The following is a 25,692-nucleotide window of genomic DNA, read 5'->3' as shown; positions in this document are numbered from 1 at the left end:
GACTGACTGGGTCTTCGAGGCCGAGATCGACCGGGAGCGCTTGGATGAGCATCGACGCCGACCAGATCCTTGATCGCCGACGCCTGCGGCGAAAGCTGACCACCTGGCGCGTGCTCGCCTTCGTGGCGGCGGCCCTCGCCATCGTCGGCGGCGGCCTGTTGGCCGTCGGCCCGGACGGCCTCACCGGTAAGTCTCGCCCGCACATCGCGCGGCTGACCATTTCCGGCTTCATCTCGGAAAACCGCGCCGAACTCGACCTGATCGACAGGATCGGCAAGAGCGACGCCGTCCAGGGCGTCATCGTCTCGATCAATTCCGGCGGCGGTGCCACCGCGGGCGGCGAAGCGCTCTATGAGGCGATCCGCAAGCTCGCCGCCAAAAAGCCGACCGTCGCGGCCATCCGCACCGTCGGCGCCTCGGCCGCCTATATGAGCGCCATCGCCGCCGACCATGTCGTCGCCTATCGCACCTCGATCACCGGCTCGATCGGCGTGCTGTTCCAGTCGCCCGAAGTCAGTGGCGCGATGGAAAAGCTCGGCATCAAGCTGACCGAGGTGAAGTCGTCGCCGCTGAAGGCCGCGCCCTCCCCCTTCGCACCGCCGACGCCGGAAGCGCTGGCCGTGATCGATGACATGATCCGCGACACCTACAACTGGTTCGTCGACATCGTCGCCGAGCGCCGCAGCCTCGACCGCGCCAAGGCCTTGCTGCTTGCCGATGGCCGCGTCTATTCCGGCCGCCAGGCGTTGGAGGCCGGCTTGATCGACGAGATCGGCGGCGAGGAAGCCGCGATCGGCTGGCTGACGACGAAAAAAGGCGTCACGGCCGAGCTGCGCGTGATCGACTGGGAGCCCGCGAGCAGCGCCAGCCCCTTCTCCTTTTCCAGCGCCGCCTTCATCTGGCTGGCGCGCCAAGCAGGCTTTTCGCCTGAGCTGCTGCAGGCTTCCGGCCTCGCCGGCTTACTGCCATCCAGACTCCAGCTTGACGGTCTCCTATCCGTTTGGCACGCTCCATCGGGTCTGAACGACGCTGAGGGGGCGCCGCGGTGATCAAGTCCGAACTGGTGCAGAAGATCGCCGAACAAAATCCTCATCTCTATCAAAGGGATGTGGAGCATATCGTGAACTCGATTCTTGACGAGATCATCGATGCGTTGGCCCGTGGCGATCGGGTCGAGCTCCGTGGTTTTGGAGCGTTTTCCGTCAAGAACCGACCGGCGCGACAGGGGCGAAACCCGCGCACCGGTTCGAAAGTCGAAGTTACGGAAAAATACGTGCCTTTCTTCAAGACTGGCAAAGAGATGCGCGAGCGTCTCAACGACGACGAGTAGATCGCGGCTGGTTCAATCGACGCGTCCGTTTCGATTGAACCAAACGTGACTCGAGCGCTCTATTGGCGCATGATCTTGACCGGACAGGCTACGGACTTCCGGCGCCCTGCTTGAGGCGGTACTGATGAAAAAGATTCTTGCGATCGTCATCCTCGTTCCGGTCGCAATCATCGCGGTGGCGCTTTCGGTGGCCAATCGCCACCCCGTCGCGCTGTCGCTGGATCCGTTCAATTCCGTCGATCCGGCCGTCGCCATTTCCATGCCGCTCTTCGTGCTGGTTTTCGGCGCCATCGCCGTCGGCGTGGTGCTCGGCGGCGTCGGCACATGGCTCGGACAGGGCCGATGGCGCCGCCAGGCCCGCCACCTCCGGCACGAGGTTCGGGACGTCAAGCGCGAGAACACGCAGTACCGCGCCGCGACAAGCCCGGGCACGACGCTTCCCGCGCCGCGCGGCTGATCCGCTCGTCGCGACCTCTGCGCCGCCCCTGCCTTCACGACCGGCCCATCCCGCACGGGACGGCCGCGCGTCGGCCCGCCGTCCCTCGCGCGAAGCAGGGCAAATCAGGACTTTTCTTGGACTTGGCCTCACTTTCGTGCCAAACGTTCCGGCAAGTTCGACCGTGAAAAAATGCTCAGAACCGTGACACCATGACCGTCATCGTGAAAATCTGCGGTCTATCGACCGAAGAGACCCTCGACGCCGCGCTTGCCGCCGGCGTCGATATGGTCGGCTTTGTGTTTTTTCCAAAAAGCCCGCGCGCTGTTTCGATCGAACGCGCCAGCGTTCTCGCCAGCCGCGCCCGTGGCAAAGCCGAGATCGTCGCGCTCACCGTCGACATGGACGATGCCGCGCTCGCCGGGATCGTCGACACGGTAAAGCCGGACTGGCTGCAACTGCATGGCAGCGAGAGTGTCGAGCGTGTCGCCGAGGTTCGCGCCCGCTTTGGCCTGCCCGTGCTGAAGGCGCTGGGCATTCGCGACGCCGGGGATGTTTCGCGCGCAGCCGACTATGCCAGCGTGGCCTCCCGCCTTCTGCTCGACGCCAAGCCACCGAAGGGCGCGGCGCTTCCCGGCGGCAATGGCGTTTCGTTCGACTGGCATCTTCTCGATGCGCTTGACCCCGGCCTTTCCTATATGCTTTCCGGAGGGCTCGACGCCGACAACGTCGCCGAGGCGCTCGCGCTGACGCGCCCCTTCGGGATCGACGCATCCTCGGGCGTGGAAAGCGCGCCCGGAATCAAGGATCCCGACCGGATCCGAGCCTTCATCGCCGCGATCCGCGGCTTTCGACCCAACCCTGACCAAGGCCGGATCATCGCCGGCGAGAGGATTTCGTCGTGACCGTTTCCGGTGAGCCCAATTCCTTCAAGACCGGCCCGGACGAGCGGGGCTATTTCGGCATCTATGGCGGACGTTTCGTCGCCGAGACGCTGATGCCGCTGATCCTCGAGTTGCAGCAGGCCTATGACGACGCCAAGGCCGACCCGGCCTTCAAGGCCGAGTTGCAGTCGCTCTCGACCTATTATGCCGGCCGGCCCTCCAAGCTCTACTTCGCCGAAGGCCTGACCCGGCATCTCGGCGGCGCGCGCATCTTCTTCAAGCGCGAAGACCTGAACCACACCGGCAGCCACAAGATCAACAACTGCCTCGGCCAGATTCTGCTCGCCAAGCGGATGGGCAAGACCCGCATCATCGCCGAAACCGGCGCCGGCCAGCATGGCGTGGCGTCCGCCACCGTCGCTGCCCGCTTCAATCTGCCCTGCGTCGTCTACATGGGCGCCACCGACGTCGAGCGTCAGGCACCGAACGTTTTCCGCATGAAGCTGCTTGGCGCGACCGTCAATCCGGTCACCGCCGGCAACGGCACGCTGAAGGACGCGATGAACGAGGCGCTGCGCGACTGGGTGTCGAATGTCGAGAACACCTATTACATGATCGGCACGGCGGCCGGTCCGCACCCGTATCCCGAGATGGTGCGCGATTTCCAGGCGGTGATCGGCATCGAGGCCCGCGAACAAATTCTGGAGCAGGAAGGTCGCCTGCCGGACATGATCATCGCCGCTGTCGGCGGCGGCTCGAATGCCATCGGCCTGTTCCATCCGTTCCTGGATGACAAGGACGTCGAGATCGTCGGCGTCGAAGCCGGCGGCCATGGTCTGGAATTCGAGAACGGCCACGCCGCCTCGATGACCGGCGGCCGCCCCGGCGTGCTGCACGGCAACCGCACCTATCTGCTGCAGGACGCCGACGGCCAGATCCTCGAAGGCCATTCGGTCTCGGCTGGCCTCGATTATCCCGGCGTCGGACCGGAGCACAGCTGGCTGCGCGACACCGGCCGCGTCAACTACGTTCCGATCGTCGATCAGGAGGCGATCGACGCCTTCCAGGTCTGCACGCGTGTCGAAGGCATCATCCCGGCGCTGGAATCGGCCCATGCGATCGCGCAGGCGATCAAGATTGCGCCGACCATGTCGAAGGACAAGATCATCATCGTCAATCTCTCCGGCCGCGGCGACAAGGACGTCCACACTGTGGGCAAGCTGCTCGGTATGGATGTCTGATTGATGCTGCGGGCGAGGCAAACGACGCTTTCTTCACCTCTCCCTGAGGGAGAGGTCGGCCCAACGGGCCGGGTGAGGGTTTACGCCCTCTCCGGAAGCGCCGTAAACCCTCACCCGCCGGCTTCGCCGTCGACCTCTCCCTCAGGGAGAGGTGAAAAGCGGTCTGTCGCCAATTCACGCAGAATGGCTTCTCCAACGCCTGGCAAATCCTCGTATATGTCGGTATTCGTCACGCGCAGGATGTGGAACCCGAGCGATGTCAGGACGTCGCTGCGCTTCGCGTCATGCTGCCGTTCCCCGTCGCTGGAATGGGTAGCGCCATCGACTTCGACGATCAGCCTGCCGGCGAATGTCACGAAGTCGACGACATACCGGTCGATTGGCTGCTGCCTCCTGAACTTCCAGTCGAGCAGCCGCCGGCCGCGCAACACATACCAGAGCCGCGCTTCCGCGGAGGTTTGTGACGATCGCAGTGCACGTGCCCTTGCCTTGAATCTGTCCATCGCAACGTCTCCACGTCGTCTTGACGTCACAATGCATCGAGCCTAGGCCCATTGTCATGACTGAAACCCGTATCGATCGCCGCTTCGCGGCGCTGAAGACCGAGGGCCGGCCGGCGCTCGTCACCTTCATGACCGCCGGCGACCCGGACCCCGCCACGACGCTGGCGCTGCTCAAGGCGCTTCCCGCCGCCGGCGCCGATGTCATCGAGCTCGGCATGCCGTTTTCCGATCCCATGGCCGATGGCCCGGCGATCCAGGCCGCAGGCCTGCGCGCCCTCAAGGGCGGCCACACGGTCCACAAGACCCTCGACATCGTCCGCGCCTTCCGCCAGAGCGACGACACGACGCCGATCGTCCTGATGGGCTATTACAATCCGATCTACAGCTATGGTTCGGAACTCTTCGTCACCGACGCCCAGGCGGCCGGTGTCGATGGCCTGATCATCGTCGACCTTCCGCCGGAAGCCGATGACGAGCTTTGCATTCCGGCGCTCAAGGCAGGGCTGAACTTCATCCGCCTTGCGACGCCGACCACCGACGACAAGCGGCTTCCCGCCGTGCTCGAGAACACTTCGGGCTTCGTCTACTACGTCTCGATCAACGGCATTACCGGTTCGGCAGCCCCCGACGCCTCGCGCGTCGCCGAGTCCGTTGCAAGGATCAAGCGTCACACCCATCTACCGGTTGCCGTCGGTTTCGGCGTCAGGACAGCCGAACAGGCAGCAGCGATCGGCGCGAATGCCGATGGCGTCGTGGTAGGCTCGGCCATCGTTTCGGCCATTGCCGCCTCGCTCGACAGCGAGGGCCGCGCCACGGCCGCTACCGTACCCGCCGTCCTGACCCTCGTTTCCGAACTTTCGGGCGGCGTTCGCGCTTCCCGGAAATCGGTCGCAGCCTGAACAAGGATTAAGCGATGAACTGGATCAACGACGTCGTTCGTCCGAAGATCAAGAGCCTCTTGAACAAGCGCGAGGTTCCCGAGAACCTCTGGATCAAGTGCCCCGAGACCGGCGAGATGGTGTTCCATCGCGACCTCGAGGCCAACCATTATGTGATCCCGAATTCGGGCTATCACATGCGCATGAGCGCCCCGAAGCGGCTTGCCTACTTCTTCGATGAGGGCAAGTACGAGTCGATCCCCGTCCCGGACGTCGCCATCGACCCGCTGAAATTCCGCGACGAGCGCCGCTATACCGACCGCCTCAAGGACGCCCGGACCAAGACCGGCCTGCAGGACGCCATCCTCGTCGGCGCCGGCACCGTCGAAGGCGTGCCGATGGTCACCGCCGTGCAGGATTTCGACTTCATGGGTGGTTCGCTCGGCATGGCCGCCGGCGAAGCCGTGGTGGCGGGCATGGAAGCGGCGCTGGCGCGCAAGCAGCCCTTCGTCATGTTCGCAGCCTCCGGCGGCGCGCGCATGCAGGAAGGCATCCTGTCGCTGATGCAGCTTCCGCGCACCACCGTCGGCATCCTCGCCCTGCGCGAGGCGAAGCTGCCCTACATCGTCGTGCTGACCAATCCGACCACCGGCGGCGTCACCGCCTCCTACGCCATGCTGGGCGATATCCAGATCGCGGAGCCCGGTGCGCTGATCGGCTTCGCTGGCCCGCGCGTCATCGAGCAGACGATCCGCGAAAAGCTGCCGCCCGGCTTCCAGCGCTCGGAATTCCTGCATGAGCACGGCATGGTCGACCTGGTCGTCCACCGCCATGAACTGCGTTCGACCATCGCGCGGCTCTGCGGCATTCTCGGGCCCCAGGCCGTGAAGCCGGCCAAGGTCGACGCCGGCAAGGCGAAGGCCAAGCCGGCGCAGGACGTCGCGCTGGCGTCCTGATCGCGGCGTAGCACGCAACACAACCATCACAGTCGGCGGCCTTCAGGCCGCCGCCTTCACAACGGGGCAATGCCTCTAAAAGTCGCCCGGTGGATCGGCTTGAGCAGGCTACATCTGGTTTGAAGCACTCTTCACCTCTCCCTGAGGGAGAGGTCGACGCACGCAGTGCGGCGGGTGAGGGTTTACGGCCTCACCGGATGGTCCCTAAACCCTCACCCGGAGCTTCGCTCCGACCTCTCCCTCAGGGAGAGGTAAGAAGCGGGATTCCGGCTAAACTGGGTCTTGCTCTATGGATCGCCTCATGGATCGCAGCAGCGTCATTCTGGAGCGCCTGTTCCAGCTCCACCCGAAAGAGATCGACCTCTCCCTCGACCGGCTGAAGCCGCTGATGGCGAAGCTCGGCTCGCCCGAGACCAAGCTTGGCCCCGTCTTCCATATCGCCGGCACCAACGGCAAAGGTTCGACCACCGCCTTCCTGCGCGCCATGCTGGAGGCGGCCGGACTGACGGCCCACGTCTACACCTCGCCGCATCTCGTCCGCTTCCACGAGCGCATCCGCTTGGGCCAGAAGGGTGGCGGTCGCTTTGTCGACGAGGACGAACTGGTCGAGACGCTGCTCGCCATCGAGACGCTGAATGACGGCGCGCCGATCACCCATTTCGAGATCACCACCGCCGCCGCCTTCAAGTTGTTTGCCGACCACCCGGCCGATGTGACGCTGCTGGAAGTGGGCTTGGGCGGGCGCTACGACGCCACCAACATCATCGACCATCCCGACGTCGCGGTGATCACCCCGATCTCGGTCGACCATGAGAAGTTCCTCGGCAATTCCCTCGACGGCATCGCGCATGAAAAGTCCGGCATCATCAAGTTCGGCCGTCCGGTCGTCGTCGCGCCGCAGCCGGGGATCGTGCTCGACGTGATCGAGCGCGACGCCGCCCGTCTCAAGGCGCCGACCTTCATCGGCAACCAGGACTGGGTGGCGCATGCCGAGCGCGGGCGTCTGGTCTATCAGGACGAGGACGGGCTACTCGACCTGCCGCCGCCGCGCCTGCCCGGCCGGCACCAGTTCGTCAACGCCGGCACCGCCATCGCGGCGCTGCGCCGCTCCAGCCTCGACGTGCCGGTTGCCGCGATCGAGGCGGGTCTGCAGAACGTCGAATGGCCGGCGCGAATGCAGCGGCTGACCAGCGGCAAGCTGGTCGACCAGGCGCCGGCCGAGGCCGAGCTCTGGCTCGACGGCGGTCACAACCCCGGCGCCGGCGCCGTCATCGCCGAGGCGGTGGCCGATCTGGAAGAACGAGTCTCGCGGCCGCTCTACCTGATCGCCGGCATGCTGGTGACGAAAGACCCGGTCGGCTTCTTCCGCCCCTTCGCCGGACTGGCGCAGCACGTCTTCACCGTGCCGATCGAGGGTTCAAATGCCGGTCGCGACCCGGGCGAGCTTGCCGCCGCCGCCGAGGCCGCCGGGCTCTCCGCCGAGGCGACGCCGAGCGTCGAGGCAGCGCTGGCTGCGATCAAAAAGATGCTGCCGCCCGGCATCGCGCCCAGAATTCTGATCTGCGGCTCGCTCTATCTCGGCGGCACGGTGCTGGCGGCTAACGGAACGCTACCAGCGTGATCGAAAACGGCCGTTGTTAACCCGGCCGTTAACCCCATCCTCGACCCAAACGAAAACGGGGCCCAGCGGGCCCCGTTTCCATATTCGGACGATGTCGGAAACGATCAGATCGCGCCCTTGATCCAGTCGGACAGGCGGCTCTTCGGCGCGGCGCCGACCTGAATGGAAGCCGGCTCGCCGTCCTTGAACAGGATCAGCGTCGGAATCGAGCGCACGCCATAGCGCACGGCAATCTCGGGATTCTCGTCGATGTTCAGCTTGGCGATGGTCACCTTGCCTTCCAACTCGGTCTGGATCTCTTCGAGCGCGGGCGCGATCATGCGGCAGGGACCGCACCATTCCGCCCAGAAATCGACGACAACCGGGCCGGATGCCCCCAGAACGTCGGCGTCGAAGGAACTATCCGTTACTTTGGCAGTCGCCATGGCAAGCCTCAAATGGGATGGAGGAGAGTGGTTCTAAGGTAGGAACCCGTCTCTTGCCGGTCAAGGCAAAGGGATTTCATGCAGCGGTAATGGCAGCCATGCGACTATCGAGCAACTCCGACGGGATCGCCATCAACAGCGGGATCTCGGTCCAGAGCAGCGCGGTCTCGATCGGCCGGTCGGGATAGAGCGTCGAAAGCAGCGCCCGATAGAGCGCCAACTGCGCCAGATGCGCCTCCGGCACATCGGCAAGCTCGCGCGGCGCCGGCCGGTTGGTCTTGTAGTCGACGATGACGACCCGGTCCGGCAGCACGACGAGCCGGTCGATGCGGCCGGAGATCGAGGCTATCCCGCTCCGGGTCTCGATTTCACCGGCAATCGGCACCTCGGCCCGGCTTTCCGGTCCGAACAGGGCGGCGAAGCTGTCGTCGTCGAGGACCGGCAGGATCCGATCGACCAGCGCCTGACGCTCCGCTTCGCTCCAGTCCTTGCCGACGACTTCCAGATAGCGCGCCGCGATGCCGGCCCGCTGCGCCGGCGGCTGGTCCGGCAGCGCCTGCAGCAGCCGGTGGATGATCCGGCCGCGATCGAGCGCCGTCAGCGCGGCGGGATCGAGCCGCGCATCCAGCGCCGTCACCGGCGGAAACGCCGGCTCCGCCTCGGCAAAACCGACGGCGGCCGAGGGTGTCAGCCGCTTCGGCATCGGCGGCGCTGGCGGTGGATTTTCCGCCAGCCAATCCGGCAGCGGCTCGACGGCGCGCTCGCCCGCATCGGCGGCATCGGCAAGCGGCGGCACCGCGGCGCGGCTCCAGTCCTGCCGCCACTCGACACTGTCAAAGCTCTCGGACGGAAGCTCGACCGGCACCGTACGACCATCGACACCGAGCGCCTTGCCGACCAGTTCATGCCAGAGCAGGTCGGCGCCGGTATTCGCCTTCACCGTGCCGCAGACGATCAGATGGTCGCGGGCCCGCGTCAGCCCGACATAGAGCAGCCGGCGATATTCCTCGCGCGCCTTGTCGCGCAGCGTGCCGAGGGCATCCTCGACGATCTGCGGCTTTCTCGCGCCCGGCGCGACCCAGACCAGCGGCGCGCCATCGGCAGCGTCGGGATCGTCGGCCAGCGCCACGATCTTGGGGTCATGGCTCGCATGCACCGGCTTCGAGCCGGTATCGACGAGAAAAACGATGTCGGCCTCGAGCCCCTTGGCGCCGTGCACGGTCATGACGCGGATCTCGTCGCGGGCGAGATCGGCATCGCGCTTGATCTCGGTCGCCGCCTCCCGCATCCAGCCGACAAAGCCCTGCAGCGACGGCACCGAGGCCTGCTCATGCGCGAGCGCCTGCGCCAGGAACTCGTCCAGCACGTCGTCCGCCTCCGGCCCGAGCCGGGCCAGCAGCCGCCTGCGGCCACCATCCGGGCCGAGGATGCGGGCAAAGAAGGCGTAGGGGCTCATGAATTCGGCCCGGCTGCGCCAGGTCTTCAGCCGGGCGGAAGCCTCGATCGCGGCCGGATCCGTCGCGCGGTCGAGCGCATACCAGAGCGAGCCGCCACGCGGATGCGCCAGTTCGAACAGCTGCTCCTCGGTGAGGCCGATCAGCGGGCTCTTCAGCAGAGCGGCCAGCGCCAGATCATCGCGCGGCTGCAGCAGGATCTCGGCCAGCGCCAGCAGGTCGAGCACGGCGATATGGCTGGCTAGCGCCAGCCGGTCAGCGCCGGCGACGGAGAGGCCGGCCGCCTTCAGCGCGCGGTTGATGGCGTCGGTCTGCGGCCCGCGCTTGCGCGTCAGCACCAGAATTCCGCCCTCGCGGATCGGTTTACCCGTCGCGGCGATCGTCGCCTTGTCGCGCTTCCAGCCGGCGACGGTCTCGGCGATGCGCTCGGCCAGCCGCACTTCCGGGCTCTTGTCGTCGAGGCGATCGAGCGGGGTGTGCCAGTCGTCCGGCTGCGGCGGCTTGTCGGCCTCGATCGGCGGCCAATAGGTGACACGACCGGGATCGAGCCGGCGCGCCGCCGCGTGGACCGGAGCCGCCTTCGCCTGTGTCAGGCCCGTATGCGCGTCCTCGGTACGGAAGATCTCGTCCACCGCGGCCAACACATCCGGCGTCGAGCGAAAGGAGAGCTGCAGTTCGAGTTCATGGAACAGCGCGCCAGCCTCGCGCGCGCCCCGGCCGATGGTCTCGCGCTGTCGGGCGAACCATGCGGGAACCGCGCCTTGGAACGAATAGATCGACTGCTTCTCGTCGCCGACAGCAAAGAAGGTGCGGATGATGTCGCGCGCGCTCTGGCCCGAGAAGAACTCGCCCGCCAGCCGCTCGATCACCTGCCACTGACGCGGGCTGGTATCCTGCGCCTCGTCGACGAGGATGTGGTCGAGTCCGCGATCGAGCTTGTAATGAACCCATGCGGCAGCATCCGAGCGCGACAGCAGATTGGCGGTCTTGACCACCAGATCCTGGAAATCGAGCGCGCCGCGCACCTGCTTGGCGCGTTCATATTCGCCGATCACCGCGTCGCCGAGCGTCAGCAGGGCGCTCGTCACCGCATAGGCCTCGGCAGACGCGATGCGGTCGAGCAGGAATTCGATGCGGTCGCGCTCGTCGCTGAGATTTTCCTCCAGCCCCGGCCAGCCGTCGCGGATCGCCTTGGCGGCGAGGCCGCTGACCTCGCGCAGCTTGCGGCCGTCGCTGGTCATCAGATAGGCGAGCCAGGCGGTCGCCCGGCCTTCCATCGTCTCCGCCGTCAGGATCGGCGCCAGACGCGCCGCGCTCTTCTTGTCATTGGCGCCGCTGGCCGAAAGCCTGTCGACCAGCTGCCGAAGCTCGGCATCGTCGAGCGGGATTTCCGAGCCGAGGCGGTCGCGCAGACTTTCCGCCGTTTCGCCCGAGCCGAGACTGAGGGCGCGGCGGAGATCACGCAGGCCGCTCACGAGGTCGCCGGCGCCGACGATGAATTCGCGCACCGCGTCGCGCGACGAGACGATCGCCGCCAGCGCCGCCTCGATGCCCTGATCGCTCGCCGCTTCCAGGACGCGCGCAAAGGCCCGGCCATGCGCGGTATCGGCCTCCAGCGAGGCGCGCGCGATCACCTGGCGTTGCGCATCCGCGATCAGGATCGACGCGCCGCGATCGTCCAGAACTTCAAAACTGCCGGCGACATTCGCCTCGAACGGGAACTGGTGCAGCAGCCTTTCGCAGAAGGCGTGGATGGTCTGGATCTTCAGCCCGCCCGGCGTCTCCAACGCCCGGGCGAACAGCCGGCGGGCCGTGACGAGGTTCGCGGGCAGGACCGCCTCGCCCTGATAATCGGCAAGGATCGCCGACAGTTCGGCGTCAGGCATCGTCGTCCAGCCGGCGAGGATCTCGAACACGCGGCTCGACATTTCCGCCGCCGCCGCCTTGGTGAAGGTCAGGCAGAGGATCGAGGCCGGATCGGCACCGTTGAGCAGCAGGCGAATGACGCGTCGGGCCAGAACGTAGGTCTTGCCGGAGCCGGCATTGGCCGAAACCCAGGCCGAGGCTTCGGGATCCGTCGCCCGCGCCTGCGTGTCTTTCGTCCTGGCATCGACCGAGATCACGCTGCTCATTCGCCGCCCTCCTCGGCGTCGCCCAGCGCCCATTCGCGGATGCGGGCGAGATGATCGTAGGGGCTCTCGAAGCGTGTCTCGAACATCGGCCGCGCCCGCGAGACATAGGCGCGCTTCGGATCGTCGAAGGCTTCGATCAGCGAATACAGCCGCGTCTTCGCCTCGTCGCCGAGTTCGTCGGCGGACTTGTCCTTGGTCACGGCCGAGGAAAAGGGCTCGCCCTTGCCGACCTTGCCGAGCCCGACCCAACCGAGCGTGGTCACAGAGACGCCTGCCTCGACATCCTGAAAACCGCCGCCGCGCGCCATCGCCACTTCCAGCGCCAGCTGCGGCGCGAGGCCGGTCGAAAGCTGCTTGGCGCTCGGCGGCGAGCCGGTCTTGAAATCGAGGATTTCCAGCGAGCCATCGAGCCGGATATCGACGCGATCGGCGCGGCCGGTCAGCTTGAATTCGCCGGCCGGCGCCGGGAATGCCCAGGCACCACCGATCTCGGCCAGCCGGCGGGCAACGGCATCGCGGCCGGCCTCCCAGCCGATGAACCACTCGGCGATCGCCACGAAGCGCGGCCACCACAGCGCATAGACAGCGGGGAAAGGCTCGATCCGGGCGAAGACCCGGCGGCCAATGATCGTCAGTGCCGTCAACGCCGAGGCGTCGAAGGGCCCCTTCCATTCCTGGATGAAATCGCCCAGCGCGTCATGGATCAGCGTGCCGCGCAGCGCCACGTCCGGCACGACACCGATCGGATCGAGCGGATCGAGCTTCAGGATGCGGCGCGCATAGATCGCATACGGATCGCGGATCAGCGTCTCGATCTCGGTCACCGAAAGACGGCGCGGGCGAGCCTCGATCGGCGGCAGCGGCTCGGGACGGCGGATCGGCACCGGCCGGGCCGTGCGATCGAGCGCGCGCGCCCAGTCGACATAGCGCAAACCACGGGCAGCGAGCGCCTTCGCCTCGCTCTTGCCGAGTCGGGCCAGCAGGCGCTGCAACCAGCGCGCGGCCACCGTCGGCGTGCCGCCCCGGCGTTCGGCGCGGGTGACGACTACTTTGCCGGCTGACAAGGCGCTCGTAAAATCATGCGCCGACTGGCCGAGCTTGCGCTCCGGTGCTTCCAAACCCAGCTCTGCCCGCATCGAACGCGACAGCCATGGATCGGTCCGGGTCTCGGATGGCCAGACGCCCTCGTCCAACCCGCCCAGCACCATCAGATCGACGATCTGCAGCCGCGCCTCGAGCGTTCCCCAGATGAACAGGCGCGGGTCGGAGCCCGGCCGCGCCGGGACTCCGACGCCGGCCATGGTCGCATCGAGGAAGCCCGGATATTCATAGCCGGCCATGTCGAGCGCTTCGGCGTCGTCACTCATCAGGCCAGCGAGCAGGGTCGCCAACGCCTGGCCGGATTCCTCGGCCCAAAGGATGTCGTCGCTGCCATCCTCGCGCGCCGCGACCAGCTTGAGCGCTTCGACGACGGCTGCGGTCATCGCCTTGGCGTCGGAGGCATTCACGCCGTCCATGAGTCGGCTAAGCGGTTCGATCGCCTCCGCCATCCGGCCGGCAAGATCGCGCGCCGCCTGCCATTCGGACGGGCCCAGTCGCTTGACCGCCGAGGGGGCATATCGAGCGGTCGGCAGGTCCGCTTCGGCACGGTCCAGAGCCTCGACCAACCCTTCCAGCCCATCCGCAAGCAGCTGGCCACGGAACAGGACGAGGTCGAGAATGTCGATGGCCGCGCGGCAGGGCTGACGGCCGAGACCGAAGGAGGCGAGCGGATGCTTGGCCAGCGCCAGCAGGTCGAGCGGCGCGCCATTCGACTTCGCCGCCGCCACCAGCAGTCGGGCCAGCGTACCCGGCGACGAGGTCATCAGCGGCCGGCCGGCGGAATCATCGACCGACAGGCCGAAGCGGCCGAGCTCGATGGCGACGCGGCCGGCGAGGCGGCGATCCGGCGTCACCAGCGCCGCCGTGCGGCCCGGCTCGCGGATTGCCTCGCGCATGGCGAGCGCGATCGCGACCGCCTCCTCCTGCTCGGTGCGGGCGACGACCAGCGCGACATCGCCGATGGCCGAAGCGGCGACGGGCGGCGCGGTGGCCCAGTCCTCGGTCGTCTCGGCCGGGCGCATCGCCTCCGAGATCAGGCGGACGCGCTCGGCCATGTCCGGCGTCATGGCGCCGAGCGAGACGATCTCGTCACGCTCGACGCCGATCGTCTCGATCAGCTGCTTCAGCCCATATTGCGGATGGCCAGGCGCCGAACGAGCCGGCGCTGAAAGCCCGCCGATCGCCACCCAGCCATTGGCATCGAGCTCGGTATCGATGCCGGGCATAACGACGGCGCCGTTCGGCAGATGGGCGATGACGGACAAAAGCTCGGCGACGGCGGGTATCGAGCCGGTCGAGCCGGCGGCAATGACCAGGCCGCGCGGCGGCGAGGCTTCCAACCTGGCAGCGGCGGCGCGGATCAGGTGATCGCGACGGACGGAGGGATCGGCGAGGCTGCGCTCCCTAAGGAAAGCCGGCCATTGCTCGCCGACGATGCGCAGGAAATCGAGCGAGATCTGCCAGTAGCGGGCGAGATCGTCGGGGACCAGCGTCTCCAGCTTCTCCCAGGCGATGCCTGTTGTCTCGATGTCGTCGATCAGCCGTGCGAGGTCGCCGGCAAGATGGAACGCATCGGCGGCCGAGGCCGGCACCAGAACGCGATCATCTTCGGACAGCGACAGCAATTCGCGCCGGACCGCGCGGCCCCAGGCGAGCGTCAGGCGCGTCAGCACCAGCAGCCGGTCGAGCCGCGAGATCGCCTCCGGCAGGACGAGCCGGCCGTCCGGATCGTCGGCGGCGGCCTCGAGGATCTGGTCCTCCTCGTCGACATCGCCGATCGGCCGGATCGCCGGCAGGATCGCGGCGCGGCCGCCGAGACGCTCGAGGATTTCGGCATGGAGCGAACGCGCGGCGCGGCGCGTCGGCACGAGGATGGTGATATCGGCCAGCGCCAGCGGATCCTTAGCCGGATTCGGAATGGCTCCGAACCGGCCGGAGAACAGCGCGTCGACGAGGGTCGGCAGGAAGGGCGTGCCCGGCGGGATCGTGAAGACGCGCGGGTCCGACCTTGTCATCGTGCCTCAGGCTGCGCTTTCGGAAACCGACATCTCGGCCTCGCGGATCGCTTCCGGCGTGCCGACATGCAGCCAGGTGCCGTCCATGCGGATGCCGAACAGGCGGCCGGCCTCGATCGCCCGATCGAACAGCACGTTGAGCGAGAACGAGCCCTCGGGCGCGTCGGCGAACAGGCGCGGCGACAGGATAGCGGTGCCGGAATAGACGAAGGCGGCCACAGTGCGCTCGACGCGACGGGCGAGCCGGCCGTCCTTCTCCATGATGAAATCGCCGAGGCCGGGATAGCCGATCGCGGTGACCGTCGGCGCCAGCATCAGCACGGCGTCCATCTTGCTGTCGTCCCAGGCGCGGGCGAGCCAATCGAGATTGGGGCGCGGCCCCTCGATCCAGAACGAGTCCGAATTCATCACATAGAAGGGCTCGTCGCCGAGCAGCGGCAGCGCCTTGGTGATGCCGCCGCCGGTCTCCAGCAGCGCGCCGCGCTCGTCCGAGACGATGACCTTCGGGGCCTTGCGCTTCTTCACGTGGGTTTCAACGAGATCGGCGAGGTAGTGGACGTTCACCACCGCTTCCTCGACGCCAGCGGTGGCGAGGCGGTCGAGCGCGTGGTCGATCAGCGAGCGGCCGGCGATCTCGATCAGGGGTTTGGGAACCGTTGCCGTGACGGGCCGCATGCGCTTGCCGATACCGGCGGCGAGCACGATGGCGCGCTTCGGATGGATCGGCGTCTTGGAGGGGGAGGTTGGCATATCGGTCTCGGGCAATTCCGTTGTTCTTGGCTCTCGTCGGCCGCCCCGGGGGCGCGCCGTCAATCGTCGAGCGGCAGGTATCGTTCATACCAGAGTGCCAGTCCGGAAAGAACCGGATGGCGCAGGCACCGCTTCAGATAGCCCCTTACACGGGGAATGTGACGGAGATATTGGGGCTTGCCGGCGGCGACCGCCAGTCGTGCAAATCCGCCCAGCACCTTAGTCGCCCGCTGCGCGCCCGAAATCGCGTAGGCCTCGCGGAAGGCGGCTTCGTCAAACGCACCCAGCGCCCGGCGCGCCGCGACATAGCGATCGGCGAGGGCTGATTCCAAAGCCGGCTCGACCGAAACGCGGACATCCTGCAACAGCGAGGCGACATCATAGGCCGAGGCGCCGATCATCGCATCCTGATGGTCGAGGATACCGATCCGGCGCAGGCCCTCGTGCTCCGGCAGCCAGAGCAGGTTGGGCGAATGGAAATCGCGCAGCAGCCAGCTCTTTTCCGCCGCGTCGAACCGGACGAACAGTTCGCGCCAGACGGCGACGAATTCGGCTTCCGCCTCGGCCGACAGGCGCGCGTCGGTCAGATGCTTCGCGAACCAGCTTGGCAGCAGGTCGACCTCGATCATCAGCGCATCGGCATCGAAGGGCGGCACGGTATGGATCGTACCGTCCGGCAGCGGCACGTCGCGCGGACGTGGCGCGGCGTGCAGCGCCGCCAGAACATCGACGGCGACGCCGTAGCGCTCGGCATCCGGCGCGCCATCCTGAAGCACGCCCTCGTTGCCGAGATCCTCGACAAGCAGCAGCCCCGCCGGCAGGTCGGCTGCGAGGATGGCGGGCGCCGAGAAGCCGGCGGCGCGCAGGCCGTCGCTCATCGCCACGAAGGGACGGACATTGGTCGCCCGATGGGCGAGATCGTCATAGGTGCGGCCGTCGCGAACCGCCGGGCCCGGCGGCCGTTCGGCTGCGTCCATCAGCACGGCGCGAGCGCCATCCGGCGTCTCGACCCGCTCATAGGCGCGCGTCGAGGCGTCGCCCTGCAGATGGCGGCGGGAAGCCAGGGCAAAGCCGCCATGATCGAGGAAGGCGCGAATCGCCAGCGTGCGTTGCAGGCGCTGCGGCCAGTCGCCACCGCCCGAAAGCGTCGCCATCCGCCCGGCGCCATGCATGTCGAGCGCGATCTCCAGCCGGTTGGCCGGCAGATATCCCTCAGCCCGCTCCGGCCATTCGACCAGTACCACGCCCTCGCTCACCGCCTCGTCGAAGCCGATCTCCTGCATCTCGTCGATGGAGCCAAGCCGGTAGAGATCGAAATGCGCGATCGGCAGGCGGGTGTCGTAGGTCTGGACGATGGTGAAGGTCGGGCTCGGCACTTCATAGCCGGCATCCGCCGCCACGGCCCGGATCAAAGCGCGGGCGAAGCTGGTCTTACCGGCGCCGAGATCGCCCCTGAGCGCGATGACATCGCCAATGGCGAGCTTGGCCGCGACATCCTCGGCCAGTCGGATGGTCGCCTGCTCGTCGGGCAACTCGACCCGGATCGGCTCCAGCGCACTCATTCAGCGGCAACAGCCAGCTCGGTCGGCCGGATCGGCAGATGCACGCTGACCTCTGTCCCGCGTCCTTCCTCGGAGCGGATGCTGACGGTGCCGCCGTGCAATTCGACGAAGCTCTTGACGATGGCAAGGCCGAGGCCGGCGCCACCACGCGCCGAACCGGCGGCACGGCTCTCGAAGCGGTCGAACACAGAATCGAGGAATTCCGGCGCAATGCCCGGTCCCTGATCCTGGACGCTGAAGATGATCGCGTCGGCAGAGCGGCTGGCGTTCAGCACAATCGAGCTGCCATGCGAGGAGAAGCCGACGGCATTAGAGAGCAGATTGTAGAGGATCTGGCGGACGCGTTTCTCGTCGGCGACGAAGCTGCCGATGCCGCCGGGGATATTGGTTTCCAGAACCAGCTGCGATTCCTGCAGCCGGTCGCGCACGCCCTCTATTGCCGCGGCGACGGTGCGCTCGACATCCACCTCGCCGAGATCCAGCGCGATGATGCCGGCATCGACGGTCGCGAGATCGAGAATGTCGTTGACGATGGCGAGCAGCGAACCGCTCGAGGACAGGATGTAGCCGGTATATTCCTGCTGCTTGTCCGTCAGCGGACCGATCGAGACGTCGGAGAGCAGCTGGGTGAAGCCGATGATGTTGGTCAGCGGCGAGCGCAGCTCATAGGACACGTGCTGGATGAAGGCGTTCTTCAGGCCGTCCGCCGCTTCCAGCGCGTCGTTGCGCTCGGTCAGCACGCGTTCGACCTGCACCGTGTCGCTGACATCGATGAAGGTGACCATGGTCTGGCCGCCGGGCAGTGGCACCGTGGCATAATCGATGACGCGGCCGTCGGAGCGTTCCATCCGGCCCGAGGTCGGCGCCCTGCCCTCGTCGAGACCGGCCACCGAAGTGGTGAAGCGCTTCCAGGCCTCCGGCGCGTCGTGCAGGCGCCGGCAGGCGCGCTCGATCTCGCCGATATGGGGATGCGTCGCCAGGAACTTCTGATCGAGATGCCAGATCCGCGCGAAGGACGGGTTGTCGAGGCGCAGGCGGCCGTCCGAGCCGAACACCGCCACACCTTCCGCCAGATGATCGAGCGTCTCGCCCTGCACCCGCGACAGAGCATTGTAGCGGCTTTCCAGCTCCAGCTGCTCGGTGACGTTCTCGTAGATCCAGGTGATGCCGCCCTGCGGATGCGGATTGGCGAGCACCCGCAATGTCTGCCCGTCCGGCAGATGCCACCAATGCTCGCGCGCATCCAGCGATTGGTAAGCGACCAGCAGGTCGTTGCGCCAGCTCTTGAAGTCCGCCTGTTCCGGCAGCTTGCGGCCGGCGCGCATGCGCTCCAGCACGGCGCTCTCGTCCGGCAGGGTATCGAGGAAACTGGCGTCGAGGCTGAACAGCGAGCGGAACGCAGCATTGTAGGAACGCAGACGGCGATCCGGTCCGAACACAGCGACGGCGGTCGCCAGTTGGTCGAGCGTTCGCGCATGGAACTCGACCAGGCGCTTCATCTGGTTCTGGACGGTTTCCAATTCGGTCGCATCGATCGCGATGCCGGCGCTGCCGGTGCCGGAAACGACATCGACCACGTCGAAGATACGACGCGAGCCGGCGACGATCGCCGGCAGGCGGCGCTCGAATACGGGCTGGGCATCATGACCGACGCCGATCGCCTCGCGACCGGCGGTATCGAGGAATTCGAGATTGCGAGCGGCGGCGTCCGCGGAATCCTGCGCTTCGACGGCGCGCGCGAACGCGTTGTTGACCCAGGAAAGCTTGCCGTCCTTGCCGCGAATCCAGGCCGGCATCGACGTCGCCTGGAGAAGGGCGCGCATCGCCTCAACCTCTTCGGTCAGGCGATGATGCCGCGCTTCGAGCGCCGCCAGAGCGAGCCGGTCGCCAGAGAGATCGCGAAACCGCGCCACGGCGCGACCGCCAGCGGTGCGTCCCGCGGCCTCTACGAAACTGCCATTCCTGGTTTCGAGCGCGACGGCAAAGGTCTCGCCGTTCCGGCGGAGCTTCTCCAGCGCGCCATCGAGACGACCCGCTGCAGCCGGAACCAGCCAGGTTCCAAAGGCCAGGAAAGCCGCCCGCTCCTCCGGCGCACCACAGGATTCAGGCAACCGACCGATGACCAGGGGCGGTTCGCCCGGGGCGCTCCAGGCAACAAGGCGCTGATCCTCGGCGTCGACGAGCGCTTCGGCCCTATCGGCCTTGGCCTTCAGATCGGCGAGCCTGTGTTTCAGCGAGGCATTTTCGGCTTCGGCCCGGTTGCGGGCGCGCAGCAACGCCACGGCGCCCAGCACGCTGAAGGCCAGCACGCCCAACAGGGCACTCGCCATCGCGGTCTTGCCCGCGTTCAGCAAACCTACTGAGTGTTCGGCCGCTGTCGCGCGCCCCGTCATCAGCACAAGACCGGTCAGCGACGTCGCCGTGAGCATGGTTCGTCGCAGTGTCGGCAGGATGGACCTCCAGCGGCTTCCACCGCGAGTCCCATCCAAATTCCTGCGATGCCAAAGCATGCGGCAGGGCCCTTCCGCGTCAGAGAAAAGAAATCGACCCGTCCCGGCGCCGACTGGAAACTCCGGCTCTCATGCGAATCACTCCGCCAATGTAGCGGCTGAGTGAATCCGGTGTGAAGCCGATGACGACGAGAAAAAGGCCACGCGGGGGACCCGCGTGGCCTTGGATTATCAGATGATCGTGGTTAACCGGCAGTTAAGTCGGCAAGCGCTCAAAATATAGCGCTCACCCTGTTGGCTAGCCACGACGGGTAGAGACCCGCTGCGGCCGATCGTCAGACCCGAATTAATCCGTCAGTAACGATAGTGGTCCGGCTTGAACGGGCCGGCCGGCGCCACGCCGATATAGGCGGACTGCTTGTCGCTGAGCTTGGTCAGCTTGACGCCGATCTTGTCCAGGTGCAGCGCCGCGACCTTCTCGTCGAGGTGCTTGGGCAGGGTGTAGACCTTGTTCTCGTACTGGCCCGGCTTGGTCCAGAGTTCGAGCTGCGCCAGCGTCTGGTTGGTGAAGGACGCCGACATCACGAAGCTCGGGTGGCCGGTGGCGTTGCCGAGATTGACCAGGCGGCCTTCCGACAGAAGGATGATGCGGTGGCCGTCGGCGAACTCGATCTCGTCGACCTGCGGCTTCACATTGTTCCACTTCAGATTGCGAAGCGCCGAGATCTGGATCTCGCTGTCGAAGTGGCCGATGTTGCAGACGATCGCGCGGTCCTTCATGGCCCGCATATGGTCGAGGGTGATGACGTCGACATTGCCGGTAGCGGTGACGAAGATGTCGGCGCGCGGAGCGGCGTCATCCATCGTCGTGACCTCATAGCCTTCCATCGCCGCCTGCAGGGCGCAAATCGGATCGACTTCGGAAACCAGCACGCGGCAGCCGGCCTGGCGCAGCGAGGCGGCAGAACCCTTGCCGACATCGCCGAAGCCGGCGACCATGGCGACCTTGCCCGACATCATCACGTCGGTTCCGCGACGGATGCCGTCGACCAGCGACTCGCGGCAGCCATAGAGGTTGTCGAACTTCGACTTGGTGACCGAGTCGTTGACGTTGATGGCCGGGAAGAGGAGCGTGCCCTTCTTCTGCATCTCGTACAGGCGATGCACGCCCGTCGTCGTCTCTTCGGTGACGCCCTTGATCGAGCGGGCGATCTCGCCATACCAGCCGGGCTTCGAAACGAGGCGCTTCTTGATCGCGGCGAAGAGGACTTCCTCTTCCTCGTTCTCGGGCTTGTCGAGGAAGGCGGTGTCGCCGTTCTCGGCGCGCAGGCCGAGATGGACCAGGACCGTGGCGTCGCCGCCATCGTCGAGGATCATGTTCGGAACGCCGCCATCATGCCATTCGAAGATGCGATGGGTGTATTCCCAATAATCCTCGAGGCTCTCGCCCTTGATGGCGAACACCGGAACGCCCGACTGCGCGATCGCCGCGGCAGCGTGGTCCTGGGTCGAATAGATGTTGCACGAGGCCCAGCGCAGGTCGGCGCCGAGCGCCTTCAGCGTCTCGATCAGCACACCGGTCTGGATGGTCATGTGCAGGGAGCCGGCGATCCGGGCGCCCTTCAGCGGCTGCGACGGGCCGAATTCGGCGCGAACGCTCATCAGGCCGGGCATCTCGGTCTCGGCGATCGAGAGTTCCTTGCGGCCCCAGTCGGCGAGGCCGATATCCTTGATCGCGAAGTCGTTGGCGGCAACCATCTTGGCTATCTCCATGCGTTGAGTTTGTCGCGCTTATAGCCGAGACAACGCCGGGCAGCAATCAGGATATAAAGATGTCTTTATGTGCGCTCGGACCAAGCCAGCGGGCGCGGCGCTATTCTTCTTCGCCGAACCGGTCGGCGACGAGGGCAGCAATGGCATTGAGCGCCGCTTCCGCATCCGGGCCTTCGGCGGCGACGCGGATGGACGAGCCGATGCCGGCGGCCAGCATCATCAGTCCCATGATCGACGTACCGCCGACCGTATTCTGGTCCTTCGACACGGTGATCGACGCCTCGAAGGCGTCGGCGCACTGCACGAACTTGGCCGAGGCACGGGCATGCAAGCCCTTGCGATTGACGATCGGCAGGTCGCGATAGAACTCGGAAGTCTCGGTGTCGATCATGCTGCTCAATGCCCTGCCAGAACCTGGCTGGCCACATTGATGTATTTTCGGCCCGCTTCCTGCGCGCCGGTGACGGCATCTGCCAGCGGTTTCTCGATGCGGACGCTGGCAAGCTTGATCAGCATCGGCAGGTTGACGCCGGCGATGACCTCGACCCGGCCGGCTTCCATCACGGAAATCGCCAGGTTGGAGGGCGTGCCGCCGAACATATCGGTGAGCAGGATGACGCCACTGCCGTCATCGACACTGATCACAGCTTCCAGGATATCCTGGCGCCGACGCTCCATGTCGTCTTCGGGGCCGATCGCGATCGTTTCGATCTGCGTCTGCCGGCCAACAACATGCTCCAGAGCCGCGCGAAATTCGGTCGCGAGCTGGCCGTGGGTAACAAGGACGAGCCCGATCATGCCCTTCGAATACCTGCTTTTCTCAGTTCGAGCCCGACGGGAGCCCTGAAAGACGTCGAGACCGCTTTTTCCCGGCGGCCGGTCAGGATCGGCCATGGCGCCGCATCTTGACCGAACCCTACCGCAACGCAAGAAAAAAGCAGGGCGCTCTCCATACGAACAAGAACGATACTAGACAATCGCTGAACGGAACGCCAATGCGGCGCGAACCCGTATCCAACCGTCGGCCTGACCTATGGGAAGGACCAGCCGGCGGAGCGCGATGCCCTCGATCGAGGCGGTCTGATCCGCCGCGTCGGGCATGCGAAGACACTGCTCGGGTGGTTCGAAATCAACGACAAGATCGATCGAGACTGGCGACAAATACGGCACAGTTACAAGGCCCTGGCCGCGAATCTCCAAGAGCCCGGCCAGGATCTCGGGCGCGCCGGCATACAGCCGGCCGTCGGTGACGGCGAGTACGACGCGGTCGTCCGCAACCAGCCGGCTCGCCGGTCGATCGGCCATCAACAGCGCCAACAGCAGCGACGATTTTCCACACCCTGATGGCCCGCGCACCAAAACGCCGGCGCCATCGACCCAGACGGCGCCGCCATGAATGGTTGGGGAAATCTCCGTGGTCACGATGTCGCCGAAGGCAACCGCACCGTGAAGCGGGCACCGACGATCTCGGCGCGGTCCGCTTTCGTCGCCTTGCCCTTGGACCGGTTTTCCGCCCAGATCCGGCCGCGATGCGCCTCGACGATCTGCTTGGAGATTGACAGGCCGAGCCCAGAATTCTGGCCGAACGCCTCCTGCTCGGGGCGATCGGTATAAAACCGCTCGAAGATGCGCTCGATCTGTTCGGCGCGAATGCCGGGACCATCATCCTCGACCACGACATCGATGGAGCCGCCGCTCCGCCGCACCAGGACGCGCACGGCGCCATCCGGGCGGCAGAACGAGCGGGCGTTATCGATCAGATTGGTGAAGACCTGCGCCAACCGGCTGTCATGGCCGAGAGCGACAAAAGCGTCAGCCTCCTCGGCCTCGGCAATCTCGAGCGTGATGCGGGGTCCCTCCGGCGGCGTGGTGTCGCGCGCCATCGAGACGACGGCCTCGACCACGGCGGCGACATCGACCGGCGCCGAGTCCTGGCGAGCCAGTTCCGCATCCAGCCGCGACGCATCGGAAATATCGCTGATCAGGCGATCAAGACGGCGGACATCATGCTGGATGATATCGTTCAGCCGCTTCTTGGAGGCTGCCGTCTTGGCAAGCGGCAGCGTCTCGACAGCGCTGCGCAGCGAGGTCAGCGGATTCTTCAGTTCATGGCTGACATCGGCCGCAAAGCTTTCGATCGCCTCAATGCGGTTGAACAACGCGCCGGTCATCTCGCGCAGCGCCAGGGACAGGTGGCCGATCTCGTCGCGACGATTGGAGAAGTCGGGAATCTGCGGCCGGGCGGTGACACCACGCCGGACGCGGTCGGCCGCGTCGGCAAGCCGGCGCAGCGGCACGGCGATGGTGCTGGCCAGCAGGATCGACAACAGCACGACGACGCCGGCCGAGACGAGGAAGACGCGAACGATCGCCATGCGCTCGGCATGGACGATCTGATCGATGTCGCCGCCCTGCGTCGAGAGCAGCAGCACACCGAGCACCGAGCGATAGCGCTGGATCGGCACCGCGACGGAGACAATCAGCTCGCCGCCATCGGTAATGCGGACGATCGAGGACGGGCCGCCATCGAGTGCGGTGGCGACTTCGGGATAGCCGCGCCCGTTCGAGCCGCCGAGCTCCTGGTAGATCGGGAGATCATCACGTTGCAGATGGACATTGAACCACTGCCAGATGCGATCGAACAGCGCCGGCTCTTCATCCGCCGGCGGCAGATCGAAACGCAGGATCTGGCCGCGCGAATAGAGATGACGCGAATCGACGACCAGGCTGCCGTCGCGATCATAGATGCGGGCGCGCGTCCGGGTCGGCGAGATCAGACGGCGCAGCACCGGCGCGACGCGTTCGGGATTGATCGGGAAGTCGAGGCCCTCGATCGAGCTTTCGCCCGGCACCAGGCTTTCGCCGGCCTGCAGTTCCAGCAGCTTGTCCGGATCGATCGTCAGATTGTTGGTTTCGACGGTCGCGGAGGCGGCCACCGCGCCGGCGATGATTTCGCCCTGCGTCAGCAGGCTTTCCAGCCGGGCGTCGATCAGTCCGGCCCGGAACTGGTTCAGATAGAGGATACCTGAAACCAGGACGATCAACGCCGCAAGGTTGAGGATGATGATCCGGCGCGTCAGGCTGGAGAAGGCGTGCGGCCCGATCGAGCGCACCATGCGGCCGAGAAAACGACGCATCATGCGCAGGCGCAAGCGTTTCGGTCGCCGGCGCGGCGCTACTGTCGGCTCCTCGATGCTGATCGTCATGCCTCTCTACTCAGCCAGACTTCGCGTCAGGCCTCCTTGAAGCGGTAGCCGACGCCGTACAGCGTCTCGATCATGTCAAAGTCATCGTCGACGACCTTGAACTTCTTCCGCAGCCGCTTGATGTGGCTGTCGATGGTGCGATCGTCGACATAGACCTGATCGTCATAAGCGGCGTCCATCAGGGCATTGCGGCTCTTGACGACGCCCGGGCGCTGCGCGAGCGCATAGAGGATCAGGAACTCGGTGACGGTCAGCGTTACCGGCTGACCATTCCAGGTGCAGGTGTGCCGCTCCTGGTCCATCGACAGCGCACCGCGATCGAGATTGCGGGCAGCATCCGGAACCTTGCTGGTGGTGGAGGCAACGGCTTCGCGCGGCTGGAAGCGGCGCAAGACAGCCTTGACGCGCTCGACCAGCAGGCGCTGCGAGAACGGCTTCTTGATGAAATCATCCGCGCCCATCTTGAGCCCGAACAATTCATCGATCTCGTCATCCTTCGAGGTCAGGAAGATAACCGGCAGATCGGTGCGCTGGCGCAGGCGACGGAGCAGCTCCATTCCGTCCATCCGCGGCATCTTGATATCGAGAATGGCGAGGTCCGGCAGGGACTGCTGGAACCCGTCAAGGGCGGAGGCGCCGTCGGTGTAGGTCTGGACGCGATATCCCTCGGACTCCAGTGCGATCGACACGGAGGCGAGAATATTTCGATCGTCGTCGACCAATGCGATCGTCGGCATAGATGGGCTTCTCCCGAAAGCGGCCCCGGATGGGCGTTGACCGGACGGATGGCAGAGGGTGTCACGTGAGCCGCCGGCCCCGCCTAAACGTCGCAGGAATACGCAGAAAATATGGCGTGCAGCCTAACGGATTTAAACCCGCTACGCCAATGGCGCGGAAAAGTTCTATGCCATGAGAGACATAGAAACATGTAGATGGTAATCAGCTTTTCAGTTCGCCACTCTTTAGGAAGGCAAA

The 25,692-nt window shown here is 66.1% G+C and carries 21 protein-coding genes; 8 read left to right on the top strand and 13 right to left on the bottom strand.

All coding sequences use genetic code 11. The annotated features are described in order from the left end of the window. Positions 1-44: 44 nt before the first annotated feature. From sppA to trpB, 5 genes are all read left to right on the top strand, one after another. The gene (gene sppA / locus OSH12_RS20875) at positions 45-1,049 is read left to right on the top strand and encodes a signal peptide peptidase SppA (RefSeq protein ID WP_266345556.1); all 1,005 of its coding nucleotides are present in this window, start codon (positions 45-47) and stop codon (positions 1,047-1,049) included. Continuing rightward, complete coding sequence (gene ihfB / locus OSH12_RS20870; protein WP_266345555.1) at positions 1,046-1,330, top strand: integration host factor subunit beta; 285 nt, start codon at positions 1,046-1,048, stop codon at positions 1,328-1,330. Before sppA ends, ihfB begins: the two co-directional genes overlap by 4 nt. Positions 1,331-1,454: 124 nt before the next feature. Next, positions 1,455-1,787 (top strand): lipopolysaccharide assembly protein LapA domain-containing protein, encoded by a 333-nt coding sequence (locus OSH12_RS20865; RefSeq protein ID WP_266345554.1) that lies wholly within the window; start codon positions 1,455-1,457, stop codon positions 1,785-1,787. Positions 1,788-1,978: 191 nt separating this feature from the next. Further along, a complete protein-coding gene (locus OSH12_RS20860) occupies positions 1,979-2,671 on the top strand; it encodes a phosphoribosylanthranilate isomerase (protein WP_266345553.1) in 693 nt (230 codons plus the stop codon). Continuing rightward, positions 2,668-3,891 (top strand): tryptophan synthase subunit beta, encoded by a 1,224-nt coding sequence (trpB, locus tag OSH12_RS20855; protein ID WP_266345552.1) that lies wholly within the window; start codon positions 2,668-2,670, stop codon positions 3,889-3,891. Before OSH12_RS20860 ends, trpB begins: the two co-directional genes overlap by 4 nt. Before the next feature lie 110 nt (positions 3,892-4,001). Here the strand turns inward: trpB and OSH12_RS20850 are convergent, their stop codons facing one another. Further along, entirely contained in the window at positions 4,002-4,394 is a 393-nt protein-coding gene (locus tag OSH12_RS20850; RefSeq protein ID WP_266345551.1) for an endonuclease domain-containing protein, read from the bottom strand. A gap of 56 nt (positions 4,395-4,450) precedes the next feature. On the opposite strand from OSH12_RS20850, the gene trpA reads away from it, so the two are divergent. From trpA to OSH12_RS20835, 3 genes are all read left to right on the top strand, one after another. Further along, entirely contained in the window at positions 4,451-5,293 is an 843-nt protein-coding gene (gene trpA, locus OSH12_RS20845) for a tryptophan synthase subunit alpha (protein ID WP_266345550.1), read from the top strand. 14 nt (positions 5,294-5,307) lie between these two features. Next, positions 5,308-6,228, top strand: a complete 921-nt coding sequence (accD, locus tag OSH12_RS20840; RefSeq protein WP_266345549.1) for an acetyl-CoA carboxylase, carboxyltransferase subunit beta — start codon at positions 5,308-5,310, stop codon at positions 6,226-6,228. 301 nt (positions 6,229-6,529) lie between these two features. After that, entirely contained in the window at positions 6,530-7,849 is a 1,320-nt protein-coding gene (locus OSH12_RS20835) for a bifunctional folylpolyglutamate synthase/dihydrofolate synthase (RefSeq protein ID WP_266345548.1), read from the top strand. A 104-nt stretch (positions 7,850-7,953) separates the two neighbouring features. On the opposite strand, the gene trxA is transcribed toward OSH12_RS20835, so the two are convergent. The 12 genes from trxA to OSH12_RS20775 all read right to left on the bottom strand — a co-directional run bounded on the left by trxA (position 7,954) and on the right by OSH12_RS20775 (position 25,454). Continuing rightward, positions 7,954-8,274, bottom strand: a complete 321-nt coding sequence (gene trxA / locus OSH12_RS20830; protein WP_266345547.1) for a thioredoxin — start codon at positions 8,272-8,274, stop codon at positions 7,954-7,956. A gap of 76 nt (positions 8,275-8,350) precedes the next feature. Then, positions 8,351-11,860 (bottom strand): double-strand break repair helicase AddA, encoded by a 3,510-nt coding sequence (gene addA / locus OSH12_RS20825; protein ID WP_266345546.1) that lies wholly within the window; start codon positions 11,858-11,860, stop codon positions 8,351-8,353. Next, positions 11,857-14,976, bottom strand: coding sequence for a double-strand break repair protein AddB (gene addB, locus OSH12_RS20820; protein WP_266345545.1), 3,120 nt, complete (start codon positions 14,974-14,976; stop codon positions 11,857-11,859). The genes addA and addB overlap by 4 nt, the downstream gene beginning before the upstream one ends. Before the next feature lie 6 nt (positions 14,977-14,982). Beyond that, positions 14,983-15,726: a nucleotidyltransferase family protein gene (locus OSH12_RS20815; RefSeq protein ID WP_266345544.1), complete on the bottom strand. Its 744-nt coding sequence runs from the start codon at positions 15,724-15,726 to the stop codon at positions 14,983-14,985. A gap of 59 nt (positions 15,727-15,785) precedes the next feature. Next, positions 15,786-17,288 (bottom strand): tRNA (adenosine(37)-N6)-threonylcarbamoyltransferase complex ATPase subunit type 1 TsaE, encoded by a 1,503-nt coding sequence (tsaE, locus tag OSH12_RS20810; RefSeq protein WP_266345543.1) that lies wholly within the window; start codon positions 17,286-17,288, stop codon positions 15,786-15,788. Then, positions 17,285-19,717, bottom strand: coding sequence for a PAS domain-containing sensor histidine kinase (locus tag OSH12_RS20805; protein WP_266345542.1), 2,433 nt, complete (start codon positions 19,715-19,717; stop codon positions 17,285-17,287). The genes tsaE and OSH12_RS20805 overlap by 4 nt, the downstream gene beginning before the upstream one ends. Before the next feature lie 375 nt (positions 19,718-20,092). Next, on the bottom strand, positions 20,093-21,496 hold the full coding sequence (gene ahcY, locus OSH12_RS20800; RefSeq protein ID WP_266345541.1) for an adenosylhomocysteinase: 1,404 nt from the start codon (positions 21,494-21,496) through the stop codon (positions 20,093-20,095). 115 nt (positions 21,497-21,611) lie between these two features. After that, the gene (locus OSH12_RS20795; RefSeq protein WP_266345540.1) at positions 21,612-21,902 is read right to left on the bottom strand and encodes an HPr family phosphocarrier protein; all 291 of its coding nucleotides are present in this window, start codon (positions 21,900-21,902) and stop codon (positions 21,612-21,614) included. A gap of 5 nt (positions 21,903-21,907) precedes the next feature. Then, complete coding sequence (locus OSH12_RS20790) at positions 21,908-22,309, bottom strand: PTS sugar transporter subunit IIA (RefSeq protein ID WP_266345539.1); 402 nt, start codon at positions 22,307-22,309, stop codon at positions 21,908-21,910. A gap of 171 nt (positions 22,310-22,480) precedes the next feature. After that, on the bottom strand, positions 22,481-22,933 hold the full coding sequence (locus OSH12_RS20785; protein WP_266345538.1) for an HPr kinase/phosphorylase: 453 nt from the start codon (positions 22,931-22,933) through the stop codon (positions 22,481-22,483). Next, on the bottom strand, positions 22,930-24,717 hold the full coding sequence (locus OSH12_RS20780; protein WP_323180704.1) for a sensor histidine kinase: 1,788 nt from the start codon (positions 24,715-24,717) through the stop codon (positions 22,930-22,932). The genes OSH12_RS20785 and OSH12_RS20780 overlap by 4 nt, the downstream gene beginning before the upstream one ends. Before the next feature lie 26 nt (positions 24,718-24,743). Next, positions 24,744-25,454, bottom strand: a complete 711-nt coding sequence (locus OSH12_RS20775) for a response regulator transcription factor (protein ID WP_266345537.1) — start codon at positions 25,452-25,454, stop codon at positions 24,744-24,746. Between the last annotated feature and the right edge of the window lie 238 nt (positions 25,455-25,692).

This window comes from Kaistia terrae (assembly GCF_026344005.1).
Lineage (GTDB): Bacteria > Pseudomonadota > Alphaproteobacteria > Rhizobiales > Kaistiaceae > Kaistia > Kaistia terrae.
The sequence above is the reverse complement of the archived record's forward strand: the minus strand, read 5'-3'. Positions and strand labels throughout refer to the sequence as shown.

Coding starts and splice junctions, on each gene's coding strand:
- trpA (WP_266345550.1), top strand. CDS start 4,451: ATGACTGAAACCCGTATCGATCGCCGCTTCGCGGCGCTGAAGACCGAG.
- OSH12_RS20790 (WP_266345539.1), bottom strand. CDS start 22,309: ATGATCGGGCTCGTCCTTGTTACCCACGGCCAGCTCGCGACCGAATTT.
- OSH12_RS20815 (WP_266345544.1), bottom strand. CDS start 15,726: ATGCCAACCTCCCCCTCCAAGACGCCGATCCATCCGAAGCGCGCCATC.
- OSH12_RS20780 (WP_323180704.1), bottom strand. CDS start 24,717: ATGACGATCAGCATCGAGGAGCCGACAGTAGCGCCGCGCCGGCGACCG.
- OSH12_RS20805 (WP_266345542.1), bottom strand. CDS start 19,717: ATGCTCACGGCGACGTCGCTGACCGGTCTTGTGCTGATGACGGGGCGC.
- trxA (WP_266345547.1), bottom strand. CDS start 8,274: ATGGCGACTGCCAAAGTAACGGATAGTTCCTTCGACGCCGACGTTCTG.
- OSH12_RS20865 (WP_266345554.1), top strand. CDS start 1,455: ATGAAAAAGATTCTTGCGATCGTCATCCTCGTTCCGGTCGCAATCATC.
- OSH12_RS20850 (WP_266345551.1), bottom strand. CDS start 4,394: ATGGACAGATTCAAGGCAAGGGCACGTGCACTGCGATCGTCACAAACC.
- addB (WP_266345545.1), bottom strand. CDS start 14,976: ATGACAAGGTCGGACCCGCGCGTCTTCACGATCCCGCCGGGCACGCCC.
- OSH12_RS20835 (WP_266345548.1), top strand. CDS start 6,530: ATGGATCGCAGCAGCGTCATTCTGGAGCGCCTGTTCCAGCTCCACCCG.
- OSH12_RS20795 (WP_266345540.1), bottom strand. CDS start 21,902: ATGATCGACACCGAGACTTCCGAGTTCTATCGCGACCTGCCGATCGTC.
- tsaE (WP_266345543.1), bottom strand. CDS start 17,288: ATGAGTGCGCTGGAGCCGATCCGGGTCGAGTTGCCCGACGAGCAGGCG.
- OSH12_RS20775 (WP_266345537.1), bottom strand. CDS start 25,454: ATGCCGACGATCGCATTGGTCGACGACGATCGAAATATTCTCGCCTCC.
- sppA (WP_266345556.1), top strand. CDS start 45: ATGAGCATCGACGCCGACCAGATCCTTGATCGCCGACGCCTGCGGCGA.
- OSH12_RS20860 (WP_266345553.1), top strand. CDS start 1,979: ATGACCGTCATCGTGAAAATCTGCGGTCTATCGACCGAAGAGACCCTC.
- addA (WP_266345546.1), bottom strand. CDS start 11,860: ATGAGCAGCGTGATCTCGGTCGATGCCAGGACGAAAGACACGCAGGCG.
- ahcY (WP_266345541.1), bottom strand. CDS start 21,496: ATGGTTGCCGCCAACGACTTCGCGATCAAGGATATCGGCCTCGCCGAC.
- accD (WP_266345549.1), top strand. CDS start 5,308: ATGAACTGGATCAACGACGTCGTTCGTCCGAAGATCAAGAGCCTCTTG.